Below are 20,077 nucleotides of genomic sequence, written 5' to 3'. Positions count from 1 at the left end.
CGAGTGATCAGCGTCTTTTCTCGAAAAGTTAAAAATGATGCGCCAAATAATTATTTGCGTCGTGAAGTGTTTTTTCGGCAAGCATCAGTGGCAACAACACAGGGACTATGGATATCTCCTTCACGGCATGGGCATTCATACCTATCGATGCAAGACATGCAGGACGATAGAAGAATTTGGTGCCCCGCCGGGTTAATGGAAGACGCTCAGGCTTGCGCGTGATCATGGGCGTTAGATCAAGGATTGGCCATGATCTTTGTCGACAATCGACTGCGGCCGCTTGCCGCGACCGGACCAGGTCCGGCCAGTCTCTAGATCTCGATATATCGGCTGGACTTTTGCGTTTTCGGGACGCCCAGTTCAGCCATCGTGAAACGGTACAGCGCGATCTTTAGTCAACACATTGTAAAAAACTGCCTACCGCCGTTTAGCAAAAGTTGCGACTCGTCGTTGTGAGATCGCCGAGCAGGGCAGTCATATCAAAAAGCCGCCTGGCGACCAAGTGCTTGACCTTGCCGTCAGTTTGCCAGATGCCATGCACGCCGAGCAGCGTGGCGCCAAGCGCTTCCTTACGGTACCGCTCCAGGAGCGATGGCCAAACTATGACATTTACCGACCCGCTTTCGTCCTCAAGGGTCATGAACAGCACGCCCTTGGCCGTGCCAGGGCGCTGCCGTACGGTGACGATGCCGCAACCGCGGGTGACGCGTCCGTTTTTATAAGTGGCCAGCGTTTGGGCATTCACCAGTCCGAGTTTGTCGAGGTGTGTGCGTAAGAGCGCGACGGGGTGGCGCCCAAGGGTAAGGCCCGTGCTTTGGTAGTCCGCGACGATCGATTCGGCTTCTCGTGGCGCGGCCAGGCTCGGTGTGTCATCGTCCTGGCCAGCGTCACGAAGCAGCGATTTTTCCGGTACCGATGCGATCGCTTGCCACAGGGCTTCGCGCCGGTGCCCGGCGATTGACCGCAGGGCGTCGGCCGTAGCCAGGATCTGTAAGTCGCGGCGGTTGAGATCGGCGCGCCGCCCGAGGTCTGCGACATCCTTGAAGGGCCGCATTGCGCGCGAGGCCTCGATACGCCAGCCAGCCTCTTGTCGTAGACCAGTAATTCGCGATAAGCCGAGGCGCACGGCCGGGCGCTCCATATCGCCTTCCAAGGTGCTATCCCAGTCGCTCGCGGTGATATCCACCGGCAAGACGGTGACGCCATGGCGTCTTGCGTCCTGAACCAACTGAGAGGGTGAATAAAAGCCCATTGGCTGACTGTTAAGCATGGCGCAGAGGAAGGCGGCCGGATAGTGGCACTTCAGCCAGCTACTCGCGTAGACGAGCAGCGCGAAGCTTGCCGCATGGCTTTCCGGAAAGCCATACTCGCCAAACCCCTCGATTTGTGCAAACAAGGCATCCGCGAATGCCTTTTGGTATCCGCGCTCAAGCATTCCGTTGACGATGCTGTCGTAATAGTGGCCAAGTCCGCCCTTGCGCTTCCATGCTGCCATCGCGCGGCGCAGCTGGTCGGCCTCGCCGGCGCTGAAGCCGGCGGCCACCATGGCGATTTGCATCACCTGTTCCTGGAAGATCGGCACACCCAGGGTGCGCTCAAGCGCGCCTCGCACCTCGTCGCTCGGATAGGAGATTTTCTCCAGGCCTTGCCGGCGCCGCAAGTACGGATGCACCATGCCACCCTGCACGGGGCCTGGGCGCACGATGGCAACCTCGATGATCAGGTCGTAGAATGTGCGCGGTTGCAGACGCGGCAGCATGCTCATCTGCGCGCGTGATTCAATCTGGAATACGCCGATCGTGTCCGCCTGGCAGATCATGTCGTACGTCGCGCTGTCCTCAGGCGGGATATCCTGCAGTTCAAAAAACTCACCGCGTTGCTCCGACACCAGATCGAGCGTGCGGCGAATCGCGGTGAGCATGCCGAGGGCGAGCACGTCGATTTTAAGCAGGCCAACGGCGTCGAGATCGTCTTTGTCCCACTGGATCACACTACGATCGGGCATCGCGGCGTTTTCGATGGGCACCATGCGCGATAGCTTGCCCGCGCTGATGACGAAACCACCGGAGTGCTGCGATAAATGCCGGGGAAAACCCAGCAGTTGGATGGCCAGCCTCGCCCACTGCTGAATCATGGGCGTATCGGCATCCAGGCCGCTTTCCACAAAGCGCGCAAGCAAATCCTCTTTCGAGTCGAACCAGTGGTGGGACTTGGCGACCTTGTCGATGATTGACGGATCGACACCGAGCGCACGGCCTGCGTCGCGAAGCGCGCTTTTCGGTCGGTACGTGGCCACCGCCGCGGCAAGTGCTGCGCGATGACGGCCGTACTTTCGATAGATGTACTGGATCACCTCCTCACGCCGCTGATGCTCGAAGTCGACATCGATGTCAGGGGGCTCGTTACGCTCCTTGCTGATAAAGCGCTCAAACAGCATATTGCCGCGCTGTGGATCGACCTCGGTGACGCCCAGGCAATAGCAGATAGCCGAGTTGGCGGCGGAGCCGCGGCCCTGACAAAGAATGCCTTCCTCGCGGGCAAATCGGACGATGTCGTAGACAGTGAGAAAGTAGGGCTCGTATTTCAGATCCGCGATGAGTTGCAATTCGTGTTCGATCTGCGCCTGTACGACATAGGGAATGCCGTTGCGATAGCGGCGACACGCGCCGATATACGTTTCCTGGCGCAGATAGGCAGCGGGGGTGACGCCGGGGGGAGCCAATTCGTCCGGATATTCATAGCGCAGCGTCTCGAGCGAGAAAGCGCATTGCGCGGCGACGTCGAGCGTTGCTGCAAGCATCGCCGGCGCATACACGTTAGCCAGGCGCAGACGCGCACGCAGGTGCCGCTCGGCGTTGGGCTCCAGCGCATAGCCGCACTCGGCGATCGACTTGCGCAGTCGCGTAGCCGTGAGCGTGTCTTGAAGCGGCTTTCGGGAGCGCACGTGCATGTACACCCCGCCAAGCGCGACGATCTTCACACCGTACGCTGCGGCGGCGCTCTCGGCGCGCTCGCGCAGTAAATCGTCGTCTGGTCCGCCATGCAGTGCCAAGCCGATCCACAGTCGCGCGCCGAACGTGTCAAGGGCCCAAGCGACTTGCGCCAAAAACGCCTGGTCCACCTCTGCGGCACCAGGCGGAGTGCCGATGATCACGGTGCAGTCGGGAAGGGCGCGCAGATGGCCATAAGGGCGTGCGGGCCGTGCGAAGTCGTCCCGGCCAACCTGGTAGGTGCCTTTGTTCGCGCGCGTGCGCGCCATCGTGATGAATTCTGAGAGGTTGCCGTAACCCTCCCGGTTGCGGGCAAGGATCGTGAGTGAGGCATCGGGTTGACCATCCGGCCCGCTCAGTTGGAAATAGGCTCCGATCAACAGCGGCATCCCTGCCGCTTTCGCTTGCGCATGCGCGCGAACCACCCCCGCGAGCGAACACTCGTCCGTGATGGCCAAGGCCGTATAACCGAGTGCCTTGGCGCGCGTTACCAGTTCCTCGGCGTGCGATGCGCCGCGCAAGAACGAGAAATTCGTGAAGCATTGAAGCTCCGCGTAGGCGGGTAGGAAGACGGATGCGAGCATGGCGTTTTACCCGAACAGTCCGTGCAGGAACCAGCGTGGGTCGGTATCGTCGGAGAGACTGCCGCGTTCCCGATAGATCCAATAGCAGCGATGGTCGGCGCCCTGCGCGACGAAGTAGTCGCGCGCGGCGAATGGTTCGCTCCACCAGCCAGCCTCGATGCGCTCAGGCGCGGATGCCAAACGCAGCGCACTTCCGTAGAAGGGGCGGTGATTGCGGGTTTTAAGCTCGATCGGCTTGTCCAATAACCAAAGCGGGCGACGCAAGTGTTTCGCGGGCGCGATTGTCCCTGGGCGATGATAGGGAACCCACCGGTTGGCGACCTCTGGTCGATGATCGGCAATCGGTGCGGGCCTGCGCAACCGCTCCTCGCCAAGGCGCGCGGCGAGCAGCTCGATCAGGCGCGCGTGATCGGCGGGAGTGCCGCCGGGCTCAGGAAAGAGCGAGTCGCTCAATTGCTCGGCAGCTCGAACATCGTCAACGCGCAAGCGCAATATAATCGTAAGCGGCTGGTTATCCCATCTGGCATTCGGTATGAGCGCGTAAGAGCATACGTTTCCACGATCATGGATGCGGACACGTGTACCCTATAGAAGAGCAGTCCCGTAAAGGACGAACCCATCGTACCTATTCCCCTGAATTTCGCGCCGACTTGGTCGCTCAAAGTCAGCAACTCGGCATGTCGTGCTCCGCCCTTGCGATCTCCCACGGCATGAATCCCAATGTGCTGCGTCGTTGGATCAAGGAGGCTGGCCAGAAACCCGCACCGAAGATGGCAATGCAGCACATCGATACGGTGCCGGCATTCATCCCGTTGCCAATGGCAGTAACGTCACCTGCGCCCGAGAGCCCCGCGGTGCCGGTGCGCATCGAAGTGCAGCGCAACGGCATCACGATTGCCATTGATTGGCCTGCTGAGCGCCTGAACGACAGCGCCGCCTGGGTGCGGGAGATTTTACGGTGATCCGTATCGACGCCATCTGGCTCGCCATCGAGCCCATGGACATGCGTGCCGGCACCGAGACCGCACTGGCACGCGTGGTCAAGGTCTTCGGCGCCGCACACCCGCACCATGCCTATGTGTTCGCCAATGGCCGAGCCAATCGGATCAAGGTGCTTGTGCATGATGGATTTGGCGTGTGGCTGGCAGCCAGGCGTTTGAACACGGGCCGCTTCGTCTGGCCGCAACGTGGCGTCGGGCAACCATTGCCACTGTCCTCGGAACAACTCGCAGCACTGGTGCTCGGCCTGCCTTGGCAACGCCTGGGAGACAGTGCCGTCGTGCGTGTCACCTGAAGGGCAATCGGCACGTGCGCCAATAGGCGAGGCCGTCTTGCCCTGGCACAATAGCGCCTATGATCGATCCGACACAACTCCAGTCCATGAGCGCAGAAGAACTGCGTGCACTGGCCGTGCAGTTGATATCGGATGTGCGTCACAAAGAGGCCGTCAACGCGAAGCTCACCCACGAGATCGCGGTACTGCGGCGTTTGCAGTTCGCCGCCAAGAGCGAGAAGTTGCCACCCGAGCAGCGTAGCTTGCTGGACGAGGCAATCGATGCCGACCTGATTGCCGTCGAACACGAACTCGCGCACATGTCCGGGCAGCCGCCGCGCGAGACCAAGCCGAACAAACCGCGTCGCGCGGCGCTCCCAGCAGCATTGCCGCGCGTCGTTTTACACCACGAACCCGAATCAACGCTGTGCCAATGCGGCTGCCAACTCAAACGCATTGGCGAGGATGTCAGCGAGAAGCTGGACTATACGCCGGGCGTGTTCACGGTCGAGCGACACATCCGGGGCAAGTGGGCGTGTGCGAAGTGCGAGACGCTGATCCAAGCCCCCGTCGACGCGCACGTCATCGATAAAGGCATTCCTACGGCGGGGCTGTTGGCCCACGTATTGGTCGCGAAATACAGCGATCATCGTGTGTTACGAACACAGCCTCCATAGCAGGAAGGAGAACTGTGGTGCTTTATTGAAGATGAGGGTGGGCCCCTCGGAGTCGGTTTGCAGGAGCAGGCTCCAAACCACCTCAAGCTGCTGGGGTAAAGAGCTCTGGTGGTGAGCGTTGAGGAAAAGGCGCAGCAATGACTGCGTCAGGTGCGGTACAGAGAGACGAATGAAAATGAACCGTCGATGTGGTGTCGAAACGTATATAGATGGCGTCGAAACCGGGCCTTGGTGGTTAGCCCGGGATGAAGGTCGAGGGAAGCCTGCCGACTGCTCGACCGGCGCCCGGCATGAAGGCGGCGTGACTCTGTATCAGGCTTCAGTAAGGAACGTAAGAACCTGTCGTCCCGATGTTAAGGGAGAAGTTCAAGTGGTGAATCGCCCCGGGTATCGAGTTGGCCGGTTGGGTTAAGTTAAAACAGCTTCCTGGGACTCGTGGGCGATTTTACGCCAGTAATTTGCTTCAGCTTCTGCCGGTGGGATGTACCCGATAGGTTCGAGCAGTCGAATATGGTTGAACCAGTGCACCCATTGCAGCGTAGCCAGCTCTAGCGATTCCCTCGTTTTCCACGGCGCTCGACGGTGAATCAGTTCCGTTTTGTACAAGCCGTTGATGGTCTCGGCGAGCGCATTATCGTAACTGTCGCCGCGACTGCCAACCGACGGTTCGATGCCAGCCTCAGCGAGGCGCTCGGTGTATCGAATGGATACGTATTGGGACCCCCTATCCGAATGATGTATGAGAGCATCCGACGCAGCAGGCTGACGGTCATATAACGCTTGCTCCAAGGCATCAAGAACGAAGTCTGTGCGCATCGTGCGGCTCAATCGCCAACCGACGATGCGCCGCGCGAAGACATCGATGACGAATGCGACATACACCCATCCTTGCCACGTCGAGACATAGGTAAAGTCCGACACCCATAGCTGGTTCGGGCGCTGCGCTCTGAACACGCGTTGAACCCGGTCAAACGGGCATGATGCTGATGTGTCTGGCGTCGTGGTACGCACCGTCTTGCCACGTCGCGCGCCTTGCAAACCTCGACGCTTCATCAGCCGTTCGACCGTACAGCGCGCAACACGGATGCCTTCGCGGTTCATCTGCTTCCAGACCTTGTCGGCACCATAAACCTGCCAATTCGCGTTCCAGACTCGCTCAATCTCTGCCATGAGCACGTCGTCGCGCTGAGCCCGCTCGCACCGCAGCGCCGGGTTGCGCTGCCGAGCAGCATGGCGTCTATAGCACGACGGGGCAATCTGCAAGACTTTGCAAATGGGCTCGACCCCGTATGCATCGCGATGCCGGTCTATATACGCCTTCACGACTTCAAGCGGCGGTCGAGCTCCGCCTGCGCGAAAAACGCGCTGGCCGTCTTCAAAATATCGTTGGCGCGGCGCAGTTCCTTGACCTCGCGTTCCAGCGCCTTCAGGCGCTCCCGTTCGTCGCTGGACAGACCTTCACGCTGCCCTTTGTCGACCTCGTCGCGCTTCACCCAATCCAACAACGTCTGCGGCACGCAGCCTATCTTCGGCGCGATGGACTCGACTGCTGCCCACAACGACGGGTATTCGCCACGGTGCTCCTGCACCATGCGCACCGCGCGCTCGCGCATCTCTGGGGAAAATTTGTTTGTCTTGGTCATGGCACTATTCTCTCAAGAATTGGTGCCAACTCAAAACCCGGGGCGATTCATGGAAAGCCTCTGCGAGAACGAGAGTACCGATGCGGGGCACAGGGACGGAGATGCTCGTAGTAGGGTAGAAGGCTCTGTAATGGAGCTGGACCGAAGGGGCGTCGTCGTTCGGTCTCAGCATGGACACAACCTGCAAGGGGATGACGTTCATGTCTGAGGCAAAGTCGTTTGATATTACCAAGCGTGAAGTTTGGGACGCGTACAAGCGCGTCAAAGCGAATCGTGGCGCGGCCGGAGTTGACGGGGTCGGTATCATCGAGTTCGATCGAGATCTAAGCAGGAATCTTTACCGGATCTGGAATCGAATGGCCTCGGGCAGCTACTTCCCGTCACCGGTCAAGCGAGTTGACATTCCGAAGGGGGATGGCAAAACGCGACCGCTGGGTATTCCCACGGTTGCTGATCGGATTGCACAGATGGTCGTTCGGCGACGGCTTGAGCCGTTGCTGGAGCCGGTATTCCATAAGGATTCTTATGGCTATCGACCGGGGCGCTCGGCACACGATGCCTTGCGCGTTGCCAGAAGTCGTTGCTGGCAACGTCCCTGGGTGCTTGACCTTGATATCAAGGGGTTCTTCGATAACATCGATCACGCCCTATTGATGAAAGCTGTGCAGCGGCATACCGACTGCCGGTGGGCTGCGCTGTATGTTAGGCGCTGGCTGAGCGCGGATGTGGTGATGCCGGACGGAACACGGCAAATGCGCGATAGAGGCACGCCGCAAGGGGGTGTTATTAGTCCCTTGTTGGCAAACCTCTTCCTGCATTACGCGTTCGACAAATGGATGGAGCGACATCATCCTACGGTGTCGTTTGAACGCTATGCGGATGACGTCATCTGCCATTGTGAAAGCGAAGCGGAGGCGCAGTCGTTATTGACTGATCTTAAAGCTCGTATGGCACAGTGTCAGTTGGAATTGCATCCAGAGAAAACTCAGGTCGTATATTGCGTCGATGCGAATCGGCGTGGTGACTTTGCTGTGAAGCGGTTCGACTTCCTTGGTTATACGTTTAAGCCAAGACAGGCGATGAATCGGCGAGGGGAGTTGTTCACAAGCTTCTCGCCGGCCGTGAGCGACAAAGCGGCGAAAGCTATGCGGCAGGAGATGCGTGATTGGGGCCTATCTCGCCTGAGCCGATATGATTTGGGGGAGCTGCTAGCGCGGCTTCGACCGAAGATTGTTGGTTGGGTACGGTATTACGGGCTCTTCCATCCGTCGACCTTGCAACGTTCCCTGAAGGCACTGGACTTCCATCTAGTGCGATGGGCGCGACGCAAGTACAAGAAGCTTCGCGGCCATATCTCGAGGGCCTGGGATTGGCTGTCTGATCTTCAACATCGCGCTCCGACGCTATGTCCGCATTGGGGCGCGGCAATACAAGCGACTGGACGATAGGAGCCGGATGAGTCGAGAGATTCACGTCCGGTTCTGGGAGAGCGCAGGGGTGAGATTCCCCTGCGCCACTCACCTCCCGCTTTACCGTCAAGAGAGTATCTTCGAGCGCGCGGGCTTCGCCATCCCTCGCTCCACCATGGGCGCGTGGATTGGCGCATGCGGGGTGCAGTTGCAGCCGTTAGTTGACGCCCTGCGTGCGCAAATTGTTCAGCACCGCGTGCTGCAAGCGGACGAAACACCGGTCTCGATGCTGGTGCCAGGCAAACATAAGACGCACCGATCCTATCTCTGGACTTACTGTCCTGGGGCGTTCGAGTCAATGAAGGGCGTGGTCTACGACTTCGCTGAGAGCCGTGCGGGAGAACATGCTCGTGCCTTCCTCGGCAACTGGCAGGGCAAGCTCGTTTGCGACGACTTCAGCGGATACAAAGCCTCATTCGCCCAGGGCGTGACGGAAATCGGCTGCATGGCGCATGCACGGCGCAAGTTCTACGAGTTGCACGCGAGCAATAAAAGCCAGATTGCCGAAGAGGCACTGCAACACATTGGGCAGCTCTACGAAATCGAGCGCGAAGTACAAAATCTAGAACCCGATGAGCGTCACGAACGACGGCAGCGACGAAGTCGACCGATTGCCGATGCGCTCCATACATGGATGCTACTGCAACGTCAGCAGGTAAGCGAAGGGTCCGCAATCGCTAAGGCGCTCGACTACAGCCTACGTCGCTGGGAAGCGCTCACGCGATTCTTGGACGATAGCCAATTGCCCATTGATAATAACTGGGCAGAAAATCAAATTCGCCCGATCGCAACGGGGCGTTCATTGTGCACCTCCTTCTGAAACCTGGATAAACATTGGGATCTGGCCTTCGACATCGTTGCGACACGGGCGATACTTGCGCGCCAGTGCTGCGGTAACCGCTTCGCTGTGCAGATCGATCGTCCGAATCTGCCATGGGGCATCAGGCACGACCTGCTCGGCAGGCAGAATCCGATCGTTGATCAAACGCCGGATCATGTAGTGAGTGACACCAAGCTCCTTCGCTGCCTCAGACATCGTCAGCCAGTCGCCATCCTTATCTGCCGACTTGTAGGCGTGGATATCGCGGACATGCCGTACAGAGCTGACACGATGTGCGGTCCAGGTCTTGCCCTGTCCTGTGCGTATTCCCATGCGGTTCAGTGATGCAGCAATGTCCTCGTCGGACCATCGGGTTACCATGCTGCGAATAACCGCGAGCGCTTCGTCTGACGTACTGCAGCCATGCTCGCCAGTTCGCGGCCTGCGAATCCGTAGCCGGGAATGTTGACCGCCTTGCCAGTGGATCGTCAGAATGATTTCGCGTGTAGCCTCGTCGACGTCGGCAACGATATCGACGATGAGCGCGCGAACAAGCTGTTGACGTGTGCGCATGGCGACGCTCGGTGCATTCCACGCAGCATGAAGATCTTCGGCGAGCTTCGTAAAGTCAGGCAGGGGAGCCTGCGCCTTTGGTGCAGTCACCGTCTCCACGCGCGTCTGGCAGGCCTGTACACGACGTAATGCCGCTTCCCAGTTCTTCTCCAGCTGCGCGGCAATCAGGCGGTTCTCGGGATCACAGGCGGCGTAGCGCCGCTCAGCCAGCGTGGCCTCGTACTGGGCCTGCTGCAGTTCGAGTTCCACGATCTGTTGCTGCTCGTTCAGGGTATCCATGTGCATTTGCTCAGCCTGTTGTGCCGCTTCGATCGCCAATGGCTCCACGACGCGCAGAAGCTCCTTGCTGACAGTCGCATCGATACGGGAACCACCGAACCTCATACATCGCGCTGACGTGTCGAAGCGGTCACACCGGTACACGGCCTGCGGGATACGTCCAGCGTAGGCCACCGACAGGCGACGTCCACAGCGTGCGCAGGCAAGCAGGCCAGCGAGCAGCGCGCGGCCACCACGACCGGATTTTACGTCGCCCGCCTTGCCGTAAGCATTTGTCGCGAGCTTCTTCTGGTTGCGTTCAAACTCCGCCCAGTCGATGTAGCCTTCGTGGTGTTCCCGGAGCATGACGTCCCAGTTCTCAAACGGCTTGCGGTGCTTGTAGCTCTTGCGTGCCCGGCCTTCGACGATCGTCATCTGCTTGCCGCTCTTGCCATACGCGTAGACACCAGCATAGAACGGATTCTTGAGCACCGAAATCACGTTACGGTAGCGTATTGGAGTCCAGTCGACCCGCGTCAGCGTCCGGCCGTCAGAGGGGCGCGGGAAGTGGACCTGTTCAGCGTTCATCGACAGCAGAACCTGCCGCGCGCTGCCCAGTTGCCGGAAACGAGTAAAAATCAGGCGTATGACTTCCTGCAACCGTGCGTCTGGATCGAAACCCAGACCAACATCACGATGCCAGATATAGCCGACCGGCACGCTGATACGTAATTCACCACGGTGTGCCTTCTCTCGTTTGGCGTCGTGCATGCGCGTTCGAAGCACGTTGAGTTCGAATTCGCTGATGCTGCCCTTCATGCCAAGTAATAGCCGGTCATTTGCCCGGCAAGGATCGTACACACCGTCAAGGTCGATTACCCGCGCTTGAACGAGACCACAGAGCTCGAGCAGATGATGCCAGTCGCGTCCATTGCGGGCAAGGCGTGAGGCGTCCAGGCAAAGCACTGCGCCGACATCGCCTGCACACAATAACGCGACCAGACGATCAAAGCCCGGTCTCGCAACTGTGCCGCTCGCCGAGCGTCCCTGGTCGTCGTCGATGACTTCGACGTCGCGAAATCCATGTCGCTTTGCTTCCTGCACGAGGTCATACTGCCGGCGCCGGCTCTCGAGGTTCAGTTGGACCTGCGTTCGGCTGGACTGTCGGACATAAACTACCGCCTTGCGTTTAAGAAGATCTGCGGGCAAACGATCATCATTCGTCATCGTTACGCCCCTTCGCAGTCGGGATGCCCGCCGCCTGCATCAACAGGCATGCGAGATGCCTGAGCGTGTTTGCCCGTTGCACCGCGTTCATCCCCTGAAGCTCGACCGCGTCGAACATCAGGTTCATCTGGGGCGGCATCGACCGCGATAACTGTTGACCTGCTGGAACGACGTTTGGCAGATTGCCCATTGCGTTTCTCCCGGACGTTGGTGGAACCGTCCGGAGAGTTTCCCCGCAAATGCAGATCGACCAGCAATTGATGCAGATTATGCAGTGTCGCTACGGTAACTCTCGGTTCGCCGAGAACCATCGCTGAACAAATCGCGGCATCGAGCATCCATCCCGCGATCATCCTGATTACACCGGGGTCCGCCTCCACATGGACGACCTGACCTCCGCCGCGACGCTCGATGTCTTTAACCTTGACGCGACGCCCATACAGCGGATGCCAACGATAATGAATCTCGACTTCCTGCCCGATATGGGCAGAATGAACGGGAAATTGCGCTGGGCCGCAAGAATTATCTATTTGCTGGCTCGGAGTCAGGGGGCGAACGTGCGGCCGCCATGTACAGCCTAATCGGTACGGCCAAACTGAACGGCATCGAGCCCGAAGCGTATCTGCGCGATGTGCTCACGCGCATCGCCGACCACCCGGTTAACCAGATCGACGACCTGCTGCCGTGGAACATTGCTTCCAGCAAACCCCGCTAAGCTTAAAAGGCTTATTAAAGTGCCCATTTATTTTTAAATGGGCACTACCGGCATGCCGCCATTCGATACCCGGCCACATGAAATACGCGGCTAACAAGATGCCTTCGGTCGACGCTTACACTGATCGCAAGCTCTCAGGCGCAGCTCATCCGTGCGGCACGCAACAACAACGACGCGATCCTCGGCACCGTGAAGGGTCCTGAAGCGCAGGAGGCGGAAGTCGACAGCTTCCTTCGGGACGTCGACGTGCTGAACGCCGGCTTTGCTGACCGCGCAGCCTGGCGTGCCTCGGTCGTTGCAACGCATGACTGGCGGCGCGCGGCAGCCCAGATCGGCCGCGAACAAACCAACCGCCTGCATTGGCACCAGCCGCATCAGACGTCGACGGAGGTCTTACTGAAGCTGGTGGAACTGCTTGACCGGCATGGCTTCACGCCGTCTGAACGTCGAGATGTCCTGACGCACGTGCGCACCAGCACCCCGTGGCGCGCGTAACTGGGATTCCCGCTTAGAACCCCGAATTCGTTTGGTGCCGCGCCGAAGCCTTAACCGAATGCCATTGGTAGCGCTATGCAGGAACGGTCCCTAACGAAAAGCCGAATTCCTCATACAAGGATGGCTTTCCTTGCAAAAACTCCTCCCATGTCGGCGTTTTCGTCTCTGCTGTAGGAACTCGGAATCCATGAAAAGGGACTGAAAATGTTCGTCTCAGCGGGATCTTCGAAGTAAGTGATAGCTCAACGAGACGTTGATACCGGCCATAAATTTCTGGCGGTACAACTAGCTCGATATGAACGGAGTCCTCGCCTTGTGTTTCGCGACCTGGATACATGAAGATACCAACGTGCAAACCATTCGGTTTGGAACGTACCTGTTCTAATAGTCCCGCATTGTTGCCGTCAATATTTACGTCCGGAACATCGCATGCGTTCAAGCTCCAGCTAAGCTTCGCTTCTTTCAGACGCTCAACAGGGAAATTCCCAGTCACAGAGTTTGGAAAAAACAGGCTGGCACACTCACCCTGCATTCCATGTGCGCTATTTTCATAAATGGTAAAAGTAATCGGATGGGAGTCGTCAATCTGAAAGAGCCAAGTCATCTTCAATCTCTTCAAATGGCAAGAATTTGGAACAGACTAGAAGCATCTAGTCGTTTACGGAGGCGTTCGACGAAATGTTCGCCAAAGTACGCTAAGCCGATGACGGCGGCCGAAATGGCCTGAAGAACGATCACCCAAAAGTCGTCTCAGAAAACGGAAAAAATCGTACGCTAAGCATGCGTTGAAGCTGGCACCCAGCGGTACAGCGTCGGAATGGACACGCCGAGGTTCTTGGCCACGTCCTTGGGCTGGACGCCGTTTGCCAGCAGCTTCTTGGCCAACGCTATCTTGCTGTCGTTCAGGTTGGGAGCACATCAGCCTGTCCGATGATCACCTCTGGCGCAGCGGCGCAAAGATCGGCGCGGGCAAGTTCAGGCCGCTGCCGCCACTGCAACCGGCTTAGCGTACGATTTTTTCCGTTTTCTGAAGCGCCCCCTGAAAAGCCGACTCAGTTTGTCAGTTGGCTGCGCCTCACCGCTTTTTTGCTTGCTGTAATTCAATCTCTGTTAGCTGACTCAAATGAAGGTAAGCGCCTGGTACGGGTGGAACCGAAACTAAATGTGGTATTTTGCCTGCCTTCGATTGTTCTGCACCAAACGCACCGACAAGACCGATGATTTCGCCATCTTCTTTCATTCCCCATGCAGCTAAATTCCATACGATAGGTGGATCAGTGTCCCGCACTTGCTTATGCGCAAAATACCAGTCAGATGCAGGAATAATTGACTTATACATGTCAAGCCTCAAGAAAAATAAATAGCCGATTTTGGAGTTCAAGTGCCTGTCACTCGCTAGACATCTAGCACGAGAACGTCGGTATTTGATAAATCGAACGTCCCATCAGGCCGGCATTTCCCCGACCGACAGGAAGTCTCCCTGATCATCATCGCTCAAACTTACATATTCCAGCCTCCACTGGTCCACACGCCTTAAGTCGGCCAGAGTGATAACCGTGTCAGCAATAGCCTCGCAGGCATCGAGCGCGATTTCGGTCGCGGTGTCGGGCTTTCCGTAAGCATGCCAAAAAAGATTGCGTAAATTGTCTGCAACCTTTTCTGCAGACTGCCGCGCCTGCATACCGCCCTCGTTAGCGTCGTATACCACTGATACCGATAGCGCGTAAGGCTCACCAACCGGAACTTCCTGCGACCGCTGTTCCCCCAGATCGAAGAACAAGCCGAGCAGGTGCTTCGCTTCAGGCGCGAGGATTTTCCCAATCTGCCGCTCAACCCTATTTTTCTTTTCTATAGGTTTCCTCAGCCGATCCTCAAAAGCACTGGGAAACGCAGGCCGGCCATAGCGAGCAGCGAGCCACTGCTTCAGCGCGCGTTTTGCATCAACAGACAACAAGGCACTGTCATCTTTAGCCGCATGCGCTAGAAACTCATCTTTAGGGATGGTATGCCGTTCCGCGTGCCTAAGTTCGACAACGATCGACTCGACGCCGTGCAACGAGTAATTTAGATGAAGCGTACGCGGGTGTTTTGCGTAGGTGTACTGCGCATTAGCTGTGGCGGCCACATTGGCGATGATGATTTCGACTGAGGTCTCCCCTTCGTTTTGAAGGTCACAGTCATGCGTAATGACGACGATGCGATGGTTTTCGTCAACCACGCCCTTCAGTGTCGTTAATTTGGTAGCTGATTCCTGAGAAAGAAGATCACCTTGGCGCCATTCCGTATCAAGCGGCAGCATCGATCATCGTCCGAAGTATCAGTCGGGGGAGCCGGGGATGGACAACTCTGCGAGCCAATCGTCAGACTGCGCAGCCTTTGACTTTGCCAAACCCGAACGACTGTAAGCTGCATCCATCGCCTGTGCCTCGGTAATCAGCATCTGAGTGTGTTCGGGCAAAAGCTGCCCAGCAGCAACCAAATCCAGAAGGGAGCGGCCTTCAAACGCTTTCATCTTCAGTAAGGACGAGGCGCGAGTCACTTCAGCTTGCTTGAAAGCGTCAGCGGCAGCGCTTAACAAGCCGATACGCTCCAGGTTTTCAGGTTCGGGCGTTGTGTCGCCTCCGATCCACTTGTATATGGCTTGACGCGAAACGCCGAACACCATAGCTAAGTCCGCAATGGCTGGATTCAGCACCTGCCGAATATTCGCAAGATGCTCTGCAGCGGATCGGATGTCCAAACGCACGGGATCCGGATCTGCCGTCTGGACATCGAAATATGGAACACGACTATCCACCATCTTGCTCCAATCCTTAACATGGGAAAGAGCAAACACGCTGCCAGTACCGCCAATCATGCAGGCGATCACCATGGCTTTGCTAACGGATTTATTAGTTACAAAACCGCGAGTGGAATAAGCGTCGGTGTACATGGTGTCTCGATCTTATGCTGTGTCAAGCCCACGCCTTATGCGCGTGATCCGTTGTCGTTGCAAAAAATACTGATTTAATCGTAGAGTGCAGTGAACGCAACTGCTCGTGCAATTTTTGCATCTCCACAGGCATCCGGCCTTGGACATAGTGATCGGTGTCAATGATCGCGTGTTCCCGTACTTCTGTGGATTTAAACTGTGGAGCGATATCCAATCCCGCTGGAATCATGTCCGGCGGGAAACCCGGGGGGGCGACCACCCTATATACCCTGACAACCAGCGTTCCCTTCGACATAAGCGGACCGGTATCGGTGGCGAATACGGATTCTGTCATTGCATGCTGACGGGTAGCTTTAAAATCAATACCATGCAACCCCCCTACGAGATATTGCTCCGCGGTTTCTCCCGCGCGAGGTAAGACGGCATCGAGATAGCGCAAACCCACTCGACTTACATGGTCAAGCGAAGCCACCGTATGCACAATGCTCAGGCCTTTCAACAACTCTGGAATGAATTCCTGGTGCGTCTGATAGTGCGTAGTGTGATACGTGATAGCGGAAGGTCCGAGGATGAACCCCGCCGTCCGGTCACTGCGTGTCATTAGCCACGATTGTGCCTGCTGAATCTGTGGTTCTTGCTGCGCTTGCCCCGCCCCCGGCACGACCAGTTGCATGGTCTGCTGCGGCTCATACAGAGGATACCCCTGCCGCCGCAGTAGATCCTGGATACGATCGACATACGTTGCCATAGCAGCAACGGGATTGAAGTGTGCCTGCACCAGCGCATAGTAGACAGGCGCATTCGACATCTTTTCAATCACAGTTCGCTCCGATTCTCTTGCTCTTGCGGTTGACATATCCGTTGTCAGTTTACACCGAAGTTTACACTATTGCCAGCAGCAAGGGGCGCGTAGGACCCGAGGCGAATCAAAACGCCTCCTCAAACCCCGGATGCGACGATCTAATTCCGTTGTTACTATCAGCTTGAACGCCAGTACCAATGAGCAACGCCTCCAGAGGCTGCGGATGCCGTCAAGGGGCAATTTGCAATCGGAGCGAATGCGATGTCATACACTGATCAATTTTTTGCACTGGCAGGAATCGTCCGTCCAGTTTGATGGACATAGCGCCGCTCCAGGGGGTGAAAGCCGAAACCGCCCAAAATTCCCACGACTCTGGCGTACTCCCCCAGTCGATAGCCAGAATTCCCAGGTCCGCCCCTGAATGATGGCGTCGAGGTCGATTGCCTGCCCGCCACCGAGTCAGAAATCGGCCTTGCAAAAACGGGGGTGACCATAGATTAGTTGAAATATAGCTACAACATTAGTTGCGTAAGCGAATAGCGCCGGCGCAACTAATGTTGTAGAGAAATAAGCGTTTTCAACAAAACTTGTAGCTTTCTCTACGTCGCCTTGTGTTACTGACAAAAGGCCACTATCGACCCAAATCGGCCCACCATGCCGGGGGGCTACAACCGAGCCTGCTTGGACTTCGGGGTACGATACCCGCTCTGCCTTTGCTTCCCCCACGGGTGGCTTGTTGGAGGCTGCCCCAAACGATCGTAAGTTATGGACCCGCTTCATCCCTACTTGTTCGATGTGTTTGCCTTGTCGCTGCCGAAAGGACTAGATTTTGGCGAGGATCCCCCGGTAAGCGCTTGGGTCGGCAGCGGTCAACTAACCGTCGGCGCGCTGACGCAGAACCGCCATAGCGGAAAGCACGGTGTTCTCGTCATGCGGCGTCGAGAGGACGACGTATGGGCGGTGTTGCGTAGGGACACAGATTCCTTCAGCGAAGAAGATGCTATGGCGATCATCCGTCAGGCATGCGATGAGCCCGCTTGCCCTGTTCTCGTGCCCTCCGGTGACCGTAGACGCGCACCTCTATGGGATCTCAATGACAGTGAGTCCAGCGGCATCTTCAAGCTACTCGGACACCCCTGTCGAGAGCGTGGGGCATGGATGCTCAACCAGCTGTACCTCGCCATGCCAAATCCAGATGTCAACTAGGCCCGGGACTGTCAGACTGACAATTTCCACACCAGGATGTGGGAAGCCCAGCTTCTTGCAAGCTTCCGAGAGCAAGGGCTGTTGGTGACTCAGGAATACCCATCGCCAGACTTTCACGTGACGAATCGCAAGGGTGGAGATGCTTGGGTGGAAGCGGTTACCGCCAACCCGCCAGTGCGCTACGACCATGCCTGCGCCGGGACAAATCTGTTTCCTATGGACCGACGCGAACGCATGTTCGGAGCGGCGGCTGAGCGTTATGCCAGGACCTTGCGGAACAAATTATGCAAGGGCTACACCAACATGGGGGTGTAAGCCCGACAATGGCATTCGGTTAAGGCTTCGGCGCGGCACCAAACGAATTCCATCGCGTGCGGGGCTTGAAGGAGCGTCGCGGGTAGCGCCGCCCCGGGCGATTGCGTTGCCTGATTCGGGCCACTGCCGCCATCGCCTTATCCAGCCAGTCCGCAACAGTACGCCCTGCCATCAGAACAAGATTTTCCAGGTGGCGTCCGACAACAGACAGGCAATGCTTGAAATTGATCTTCAACGTCTTGCCGGATTGAGGCCATGAGATCGTGCGGCAGGATTCCTCTGGCCGGCCATTGGAAGGTAGCCGGTTGCGGGTATCTATTTCAAACAGTCGGGCAAGGTTGATCAGCAGGAAATGCCCATAGATCTCATGCTTTACACCGCGCTCCGTTTGCGAATGAAAGTCCTCCATGCCGATGATCTCTTTCGAAATCTTGTACAGCTCTTCGATGCCCCAGCGCCCGTGATACAGATCCGGAAAACAGTCTGCAGGATAACCGGCCTGATCCATCAGGGTCGTGGCATACACGTGGGTTTCATCCTCGATACGGCACTTCACCAGCCTGACTGAAAGCGGCTGAGGACCCACGGTGTGTCCGCGTTTTTTGAGCCCATGTTTCACTGCGGGCGACGGGACGTACTCGATAATGGCGTCCCTGCGCTCACTCCCCCAGAACGCGGCCACTTGCGAATTGGTGGTCCCCTGCTGCAGGCGGAACACCGCGTATTGTCCGCTGGCCAGAACCTGATGCAGCATCAGGTAGCTGAAGTAGCCCCGGTCGAAAATGACCAGATCTCCCTCCTCCAGTTTTGCCAGATGGTCAGGCACACAGCGGCGTTCATCGTTGTGGGGTACCAGTACGAAATCGTAGATCAGTTGTTCCTGCAGGTTGTACAAGCCGCTCACCATGCCGCAAGGGTAATGCCGGGTCGTCTCCCGCGGAGTTTTATAGCCGTATTCCAGCAGGCCGCGGGGCGCATTGATTTTCGAGCCGTCTATGGCGAAAACGCGATGCCCTTTCCAGTTCGGGGTATCCCGGTGAGCATGCCACAGTGAAATCAGTTCGTTGTTGAGCGTTTTAAAAATGGCTTCTGGAAGCTTTTGCCGGGCCTCACACAGCGACGAAGCCGCAACAGCATCGGTACGGGGCAGAGTGATCCCTTTGTCCGAACAGGACTCCCAGAGTGCGCACAGACTGCTGCCATAGCCCTGCCGGTTTCTACTCAAAACCAGCTTCAGGATGAATACGACCAGCAGCCGGGTATCGATCACGCGCTTACGTTTTCGCCAGATTGGATCCATGGCTTGACAGGTTTGCTCAAACAGTTCGCCGGCTTTTGTCCAAAACACTGATATTTCTTCATGAGGCATCGGGAAGAGGAACCTTGCTCGATTTTTTGAGAAAACTAGCATAGCGCTTAACCGAATGCCATTGGTAAGCCCGAACCGCCGAAATTTCCCGCTGCGCTGGTGTCAAACGAACTAAACATGGAACCTTGATCTGGACTGAAACCCGCGCCAGACAGGCAACTCTCCGGTCTGGGTTCCAATTTTGTGTCAATTTTGATTGACTTAAAGTTGGAACTTCGAATGAAATTGAACTAAAGTTGAAGCATTCTGGACGTTCCAACTTTATGTCATGACCAGCCCGGTTCCCTTGCCCATTCGGCGCCTTCCCAGACAGACCCTCCATCATGCCTGGGCGCCAAAACTGCAACGTCCGATTCTTTTCTCCTCGGTAATGCAGCTTCGCCTGTGGATCATTCTTGAGGCAAATCCCGGGGTATCGAGCTACTGTGAGCGGCCTGCACTATCCGTCGAGGCCGTGACGGAGCCGTTAGCTGACTTCTGGATCATGCGTGACGGCAGGGAGCGGTGGCTGAGCGTTGATGATAGTGCCGACGCACAGGACGAAGCACACAAACCGCAACCCGCCGCGCTAACCGGCCGGTCCGCGCCAGATGTCGAAATCATTTCCACGAAGGAAATCGAACGTCATCGCATCTGGATCCAGAACTGGATGCTATTGCTTCCCTATCTGGCGACAGGTGCACATTTGATCGAACCTACATTGCTCGCGAAGGCACTGTCAGGTTGATG

The 20,077-nt window shown here is 57.3% G+C and carries 19 protein-coding genes, 4 pseudogenes and 1 other annotated feature; of the genes and pseudogenes, 9 read left to right on the top strand and 14 right to left on the bottom strand.

Annotated features, from left to right (window positions below; translation table 11 throughout):
* Window positions 1-28: 28 nt before the first annotated feature.
* The 4 genes from SJQ66_RS12365 to SJQ66_RS12350 form a co-directional block, all read right to left on the bottom strand.
* The gene (locus SJQ66_RS12365) at window positions 29-226 is read right to left on the bottom strand and encodes a hypothetical protein (protein WP_320534326.1); all 198 of its coding nucleotides are present in this window, start codon (window positions 224-226) and stop codon (window positions 29-31) included.
* A gap of 5 nt (window positions 227-231) precedes the next feature.
* On the bottom strand, window positions 232-327 hold the full coding sequence (locus SJQ66_RS12360; RefSeq protein WP_407691502.1) for an H-NS family nucleoid-associated regulatory protein: 96 nt from the start codon (window positions 325-327) through the stop codon (window positions 232-234).
* 100 nt (window positions 328-427) lie between these two features.
* The gene (locus SJQ66_RS12355; protein ID WP_320534325.1) at window positions 428-3,574 is read right to left on the bottom strand and encodes an error-prone DNA polymerase; all 3,147 of its coding nucleotides are present in this window, start codon (window positions 3,572-3,574) and stop codon (window positions 428-430) included.
* Window positions 3,575-3,580: 6 nt separating this feature from the next.
* A complete protein-coding gene (locus SJQ66_RS12350; protein ID WP_320534324.1) occupies window positions 3,581-4,060 on the bottom strand; it encodes a hypothetical protein in 480 nt (159 codons plus the stop codon).
* 92 nt (window positions 4,061-4,152) lie between these two features.
* Here SJQ66_RS12350 and SJQ66_RS12345 point away from each other — a divergent pair, with 92 nt between their 5' ends.
* The 3 genes and pseudogenes from SJQ66_RS12345 to SJQ66_RS12335 form a co-directional block, all read left to right on the top strand.
* The gene (locus tag SJQ66_RS12345; protein WP_320534323.1) at window positions 4,153-4,536 is read left to right on the top strand and encodes a transposase; all 384 of its coding nucleotides are present in this window, start codon (window positions 4,153-4,155) and stop codon (window positions 4,534-4,536) included.
* On the top strand, window positions 4,533-4,868 hold the full coding sequence (tnpB, locus tag SJQ66_RS12340) for an IS66 family insertion sequence element accessory protein TnpB (RefSeq protein WP_320534322.1): 336 nt from the start codon (window positions 4,533-4,535) through the stop codon (window positions 4,866-4,868). Before SJQ66_RS12345 ends, tnpB begins: the two co-directional genes overlap by 4 nt.
* A gap of 59 nt (window positions 4,869-4,927) precedes the next feature.
* Window positions 4,928-5,515: pseudogene (locus tag SJQ66_RS12335) on the top strand (IS66 family transposase zinc-finger binding domain-containing protein); the annotation flags it as partial.
* Between the two features lie 417 nt (window positions 5,516-5,932).
* On the opposite strand, the gene SJQ66_RS12330 reads toward SJQ66_RS12335, so the two are convergent.
* Window positions 5,933-7,167, bottom strand: a protein-coding gene (locus tag SJQ66_RS12330; RefSeq protein WP_320534321.1) for an IS3 family transposase whose coding sequence is annotated in 2 segments (ribosomal slippage) — window positions 5,933-6,879 and window positions 6,879-7,167 — 1,236 coding nt in all. Because the reading frame shifts where the segments join, the coding sequence is not laid out codon by codon here.
* Window positions 6,773-6,889: a sequence feature (AL1L pseudoknot), on the bottom strand. Its footprint overlaps the gene before it by 117 nt.
* Before the next feature lie 200 nt (window positions 7,168-7,367).
* Between SJQ66_RS12330 and ltrA the strand changes: the two genes are divergently transcribed.
* Entirely contained in the window at window positions 7,368-8,615 is a 1,248-nt protein-coding gene (gene ltrA, locus SJQ66_RS12325) for a group II intron reverse transcriptase/maturase (protein WP_320534320.1), read from the top strand.
* 64 nt (window positions 8,616-8,679) lie between these two features.
* A pseudogene (tnpC, locus tag SJQ66_RS12320) lies at window positions 8,680-9,438 on the top strand (IS66 family transposase); the annotation flags it as partial.
* On the opposite strand, the gene SJQ66_RS12315 reads toward tnpC, so the two are convergent.
* Window positions 9,436-11,514: a recombinase family protein gene (locus SJQ66_RS12315; RefSeq protein ID WP_320533729.1), complete on the bottom strand. Its 2,079-nt coding sequence runs from the start codon at window positions 11,512-11,514 to the stop codon at window positions 9,436-9,438. The pseudogene tnpC and the gene SJQ66_RS12315 overlap by 3 nt on opposite strands.
* Complete coding sequence (locus SJQ66_RS12310; RefSeq protein ID WP_320533730.1) at window positions 11,504-11,704, bottom strand: hypothetical protein; 201 nt, start codon at window positions 11,702-11,704, stop codon at window positions 11,504-11,506. The genes SJQ66_RS12315 and SJQ66_RS12310 overlap by 11 nt, the downstream gene beginning before the upstream one ends.
* 306 nt (window positions 11,705-12,010) lie before the next feature.
* Here SJQ66_RS12310 and SJQ66_RS12305 point away from each other — a divergent pair.
* Together SJQ66_RS12305 and SJQ66_RS12300 are read left to right on the top strand one after the other, a co-directional pair.
* Window positions 12,011-12,229: pseudogene (locus SJQ66_RS12305) on the top strand (transposase domain-containing protein); the annotation flags it as partial.
* A gap of 189 nt (window positions 12,230-12,418) precedes the next feature.
* The gene (locus SJQ66_RS12300) at window positions 12,419-12,724 is read left to right on the top strand and encodes a hypothetical protein (protein ID WP_320534319.1); all 306 of its coding nucleotides are present in this window, start codon (window positions 12,419-12,421) and stop codon (window positions 12,722-12,724) included.
* 73 nt (window positions 12,725-12,797) lie between these two features.
* Here the strand turns inward: SJQ66_RS12300 and SJQ66_RS12295 are convergent, their stop codons facing one another.
* The 6 genes and pseudogenes from SJQ66_RS12295 to SJQ66_RS12270 form a co-directional block, all read right to left on the bottom strand.
* On the bottom strand, window positions 12,798-13,328 hold the full coding sequence (locus SJQ66_RS12295; RefSeq protein WP_320534318.1) for a hypothetical protein: 531 nt from the start codon (window positions 13,326-13,328) through the stop codon (window positions 12,798-12,800).
* Between the two features lie 170 nt (window positions 13,329-13,498).
* Window positions 13,499-13,636, bottom strand: a pseudogene (locus tag SJQ66_RS12290) (helix-turn-helix domain-containing protein); the annotation flags it as partial.
* 163 nt (window positions 13,637-13,799) lie between these two features.
* A complete protein-coding gene (locus SJQ66_RS12285) occupies window positions 13,800-14,105 on the bottom strand; it encodes a hypothetical protein (protein ID WP_320534317.1) in 306 nt (101 codons plus the stop codon).
* A gap of 63 nt (window positions 14,106-14,168) precedes the next feature.
* Window positions 14,169-15,023, bottom strand: coding sequence for a hypothetical protein (locus SJQ66_RS12280; RefSeq protein ID WP_320534316.1), 855 nt, complete (start codon window positions 15,021-15,023; stop codon window positions 14,169-14,171).
* A gap of 18 nt (window positions 15,024-15,041) precedes the next feature.
* Window positions 15,042-15,656: a helix-turn-helix transcriptional regulator gene (locus SJQ66_RS12275; protein WP_320534315.1), complete on the bottom strand. Its 615-nt coding sequence runs from the start codon at window positions 15,654-15,656 to the stop codon at window positions 15,042-15,044.
* A gap of 22 nt (window positions 15,657-15,678) precedes the next feature.
* Window positions 15,679-16,476, bottom strand: a complete 798-nt coding sequence (locus tag SJQ66_RS12270; RefSeq protein WP_320534314.1) for a TIGR04255 family protein — start codon at window positions 16,474-16,476, stop codon at window positions 15,679-15,681.
* 747 nt (window positions 16,477-17,223) lie between these two features.
* On the opposite strand from SJQ66_RS12270, the gene SJQ66_RS12265 reads away from it, so the two are divergent.
* Entirely contained in the window at window positions 17,224-17,664 is a 441-nt protein-coding gene (locus SJQ66_RS12265) for a hypothetical protein (RefSeq protein ID WP_320534313.1), read from the top strand.
* Window positions 17,665-17,998: 334 nt separating this feature from the next.
* Here the strand turns inward: SJQ66_RS12265 and SJQ66_RS12260 are convergent, their stop codons facing one another.
* Window positions 17,999-19,279: an IS4 family transposase gene (locus SJQ66_RS12260; RefSeq protein ID WP_320533958.1), complete on the bottom strand. Its 1,281-nt coding sequence runs from the start codon at window positions 19,277-19,279 to the stop codon at window positions 17,999-18,001.
* A 337-nt stretch (window positions 19,280-19,616) separates the two neighbouring features.
* Between SJQ66_RS12260 and SJQ66_RS12255 the strand changes: the two genes are divergently transcribed.
* Window positions 19,617-20,075, top strand: a complete 459-nt coding sequence (locus tag SJQ66_RS12255; protein ID WP_320534312.1) for a hypothetical protein — start codon at window positions 19,617-19,619, stop codon at window positions 20,073-20,075.
* Window positions 20,076-20,077 lie beyond the last annotated feature (2 nt).

The organism is Robbsia andropogonis (assembly GCF_034047095.1).
GTDB lineage: Bacteria > Pseudomonadota > Gammaproteobacteria > Burkholderiales > Burkholderiaceae > Robbsia > Robbsia andropogonis.
Note: the sequence above shows the minus strand (reverse complement) of the source record. Positions and strands in the feature narration are given on the sequence as shown.

What these genes read in the sequence shown, in the direction of transcription:
- SJQ66_RS12365 (WP_320534326.1), bottom strand. Translation starts at nt 226, where the DNA reads ATGATCACGCGCAAGCCTGAGCGTCTTCCATTAACCCGGCGGGGCACC.
- SJQ66_RS12355 (WP_320534325.1), bottom strand. Translation starts at nt 3,574, where the DNA reads ATGCTCGCATCCGTCTTCCTACCCGCCTACGCGGAGCTTCAATGCTTC.
- ltrA (WP_320534320.1), top strand. Translation starts at nt 7,368, where the DNA reads ATGTCTGAGGCAAAGTCGTTTGATATTACCAAGCGTGAAGTTTGGGAC.
- SJQ66_RS12315 (WP_320533729.1), bottom strand. Translation starts at nt 11,514, where the DNA reads ATGACGAATGATGATCGTTTGCCCGCAGATCTTCTTAAACGCAAGGCG.
- SJQ66_RS12310 (WP_320533730.1), bottom strand. Translation starts at nt 11,704, where the DNA reads ATGGGCAATCTGCCAAACGTCGTTCCAGCAGGTCAACAGTTATCGCGG.
- SJQ66_RS12295 (WP_320534318.1), bottom strand. Translation starts at nt 13,328, where the DNA reads ATGACTTGGCTCTTTCAGATTGACGACTCCCATCCGATTACTTTTACC.
- SJQ66_RS12280 (WP_320534316.1), bottom strand. Translation starts at nt 15,023, where the DNA reads ATGCTGCCGCTTGATACGGAATGGCGCCAAGGTGATCTTCTTTCTCAG.
- SJQ66_RS12275 (WP_320534315.1), bottom strand. Translation starts at nt 15,656, where the DNA reads ATGTACACCGACGCTTATTCCACTCGCGGTTTTGTAACTAATAAATCC.
- SJQ66_RS12265 (WP_320534313.1), top strand. Translation starts at nt 17,224, where the DNA reads ATGGACCCGCTTCATCCCTACTTGTTCGATGTGTTTGCCTTGTCGCTG.
- SJQ66_RS12260 (WP_320533958.1), bottom strand. Translation starts at nt 19,279, where the DNA reads ATGGATCCAATCTGGCGAAAACGTAAGCGCGTGATCGATACCCGGCTG.
- SJQ66_RS12255 (WP_320534312.1), top strand. Translation starts at nt 19,617, where the DNA reads ATGACCAGCCCGGTTCCCTTGCCCATTCGGCGCCTTCCCAGACAGACC.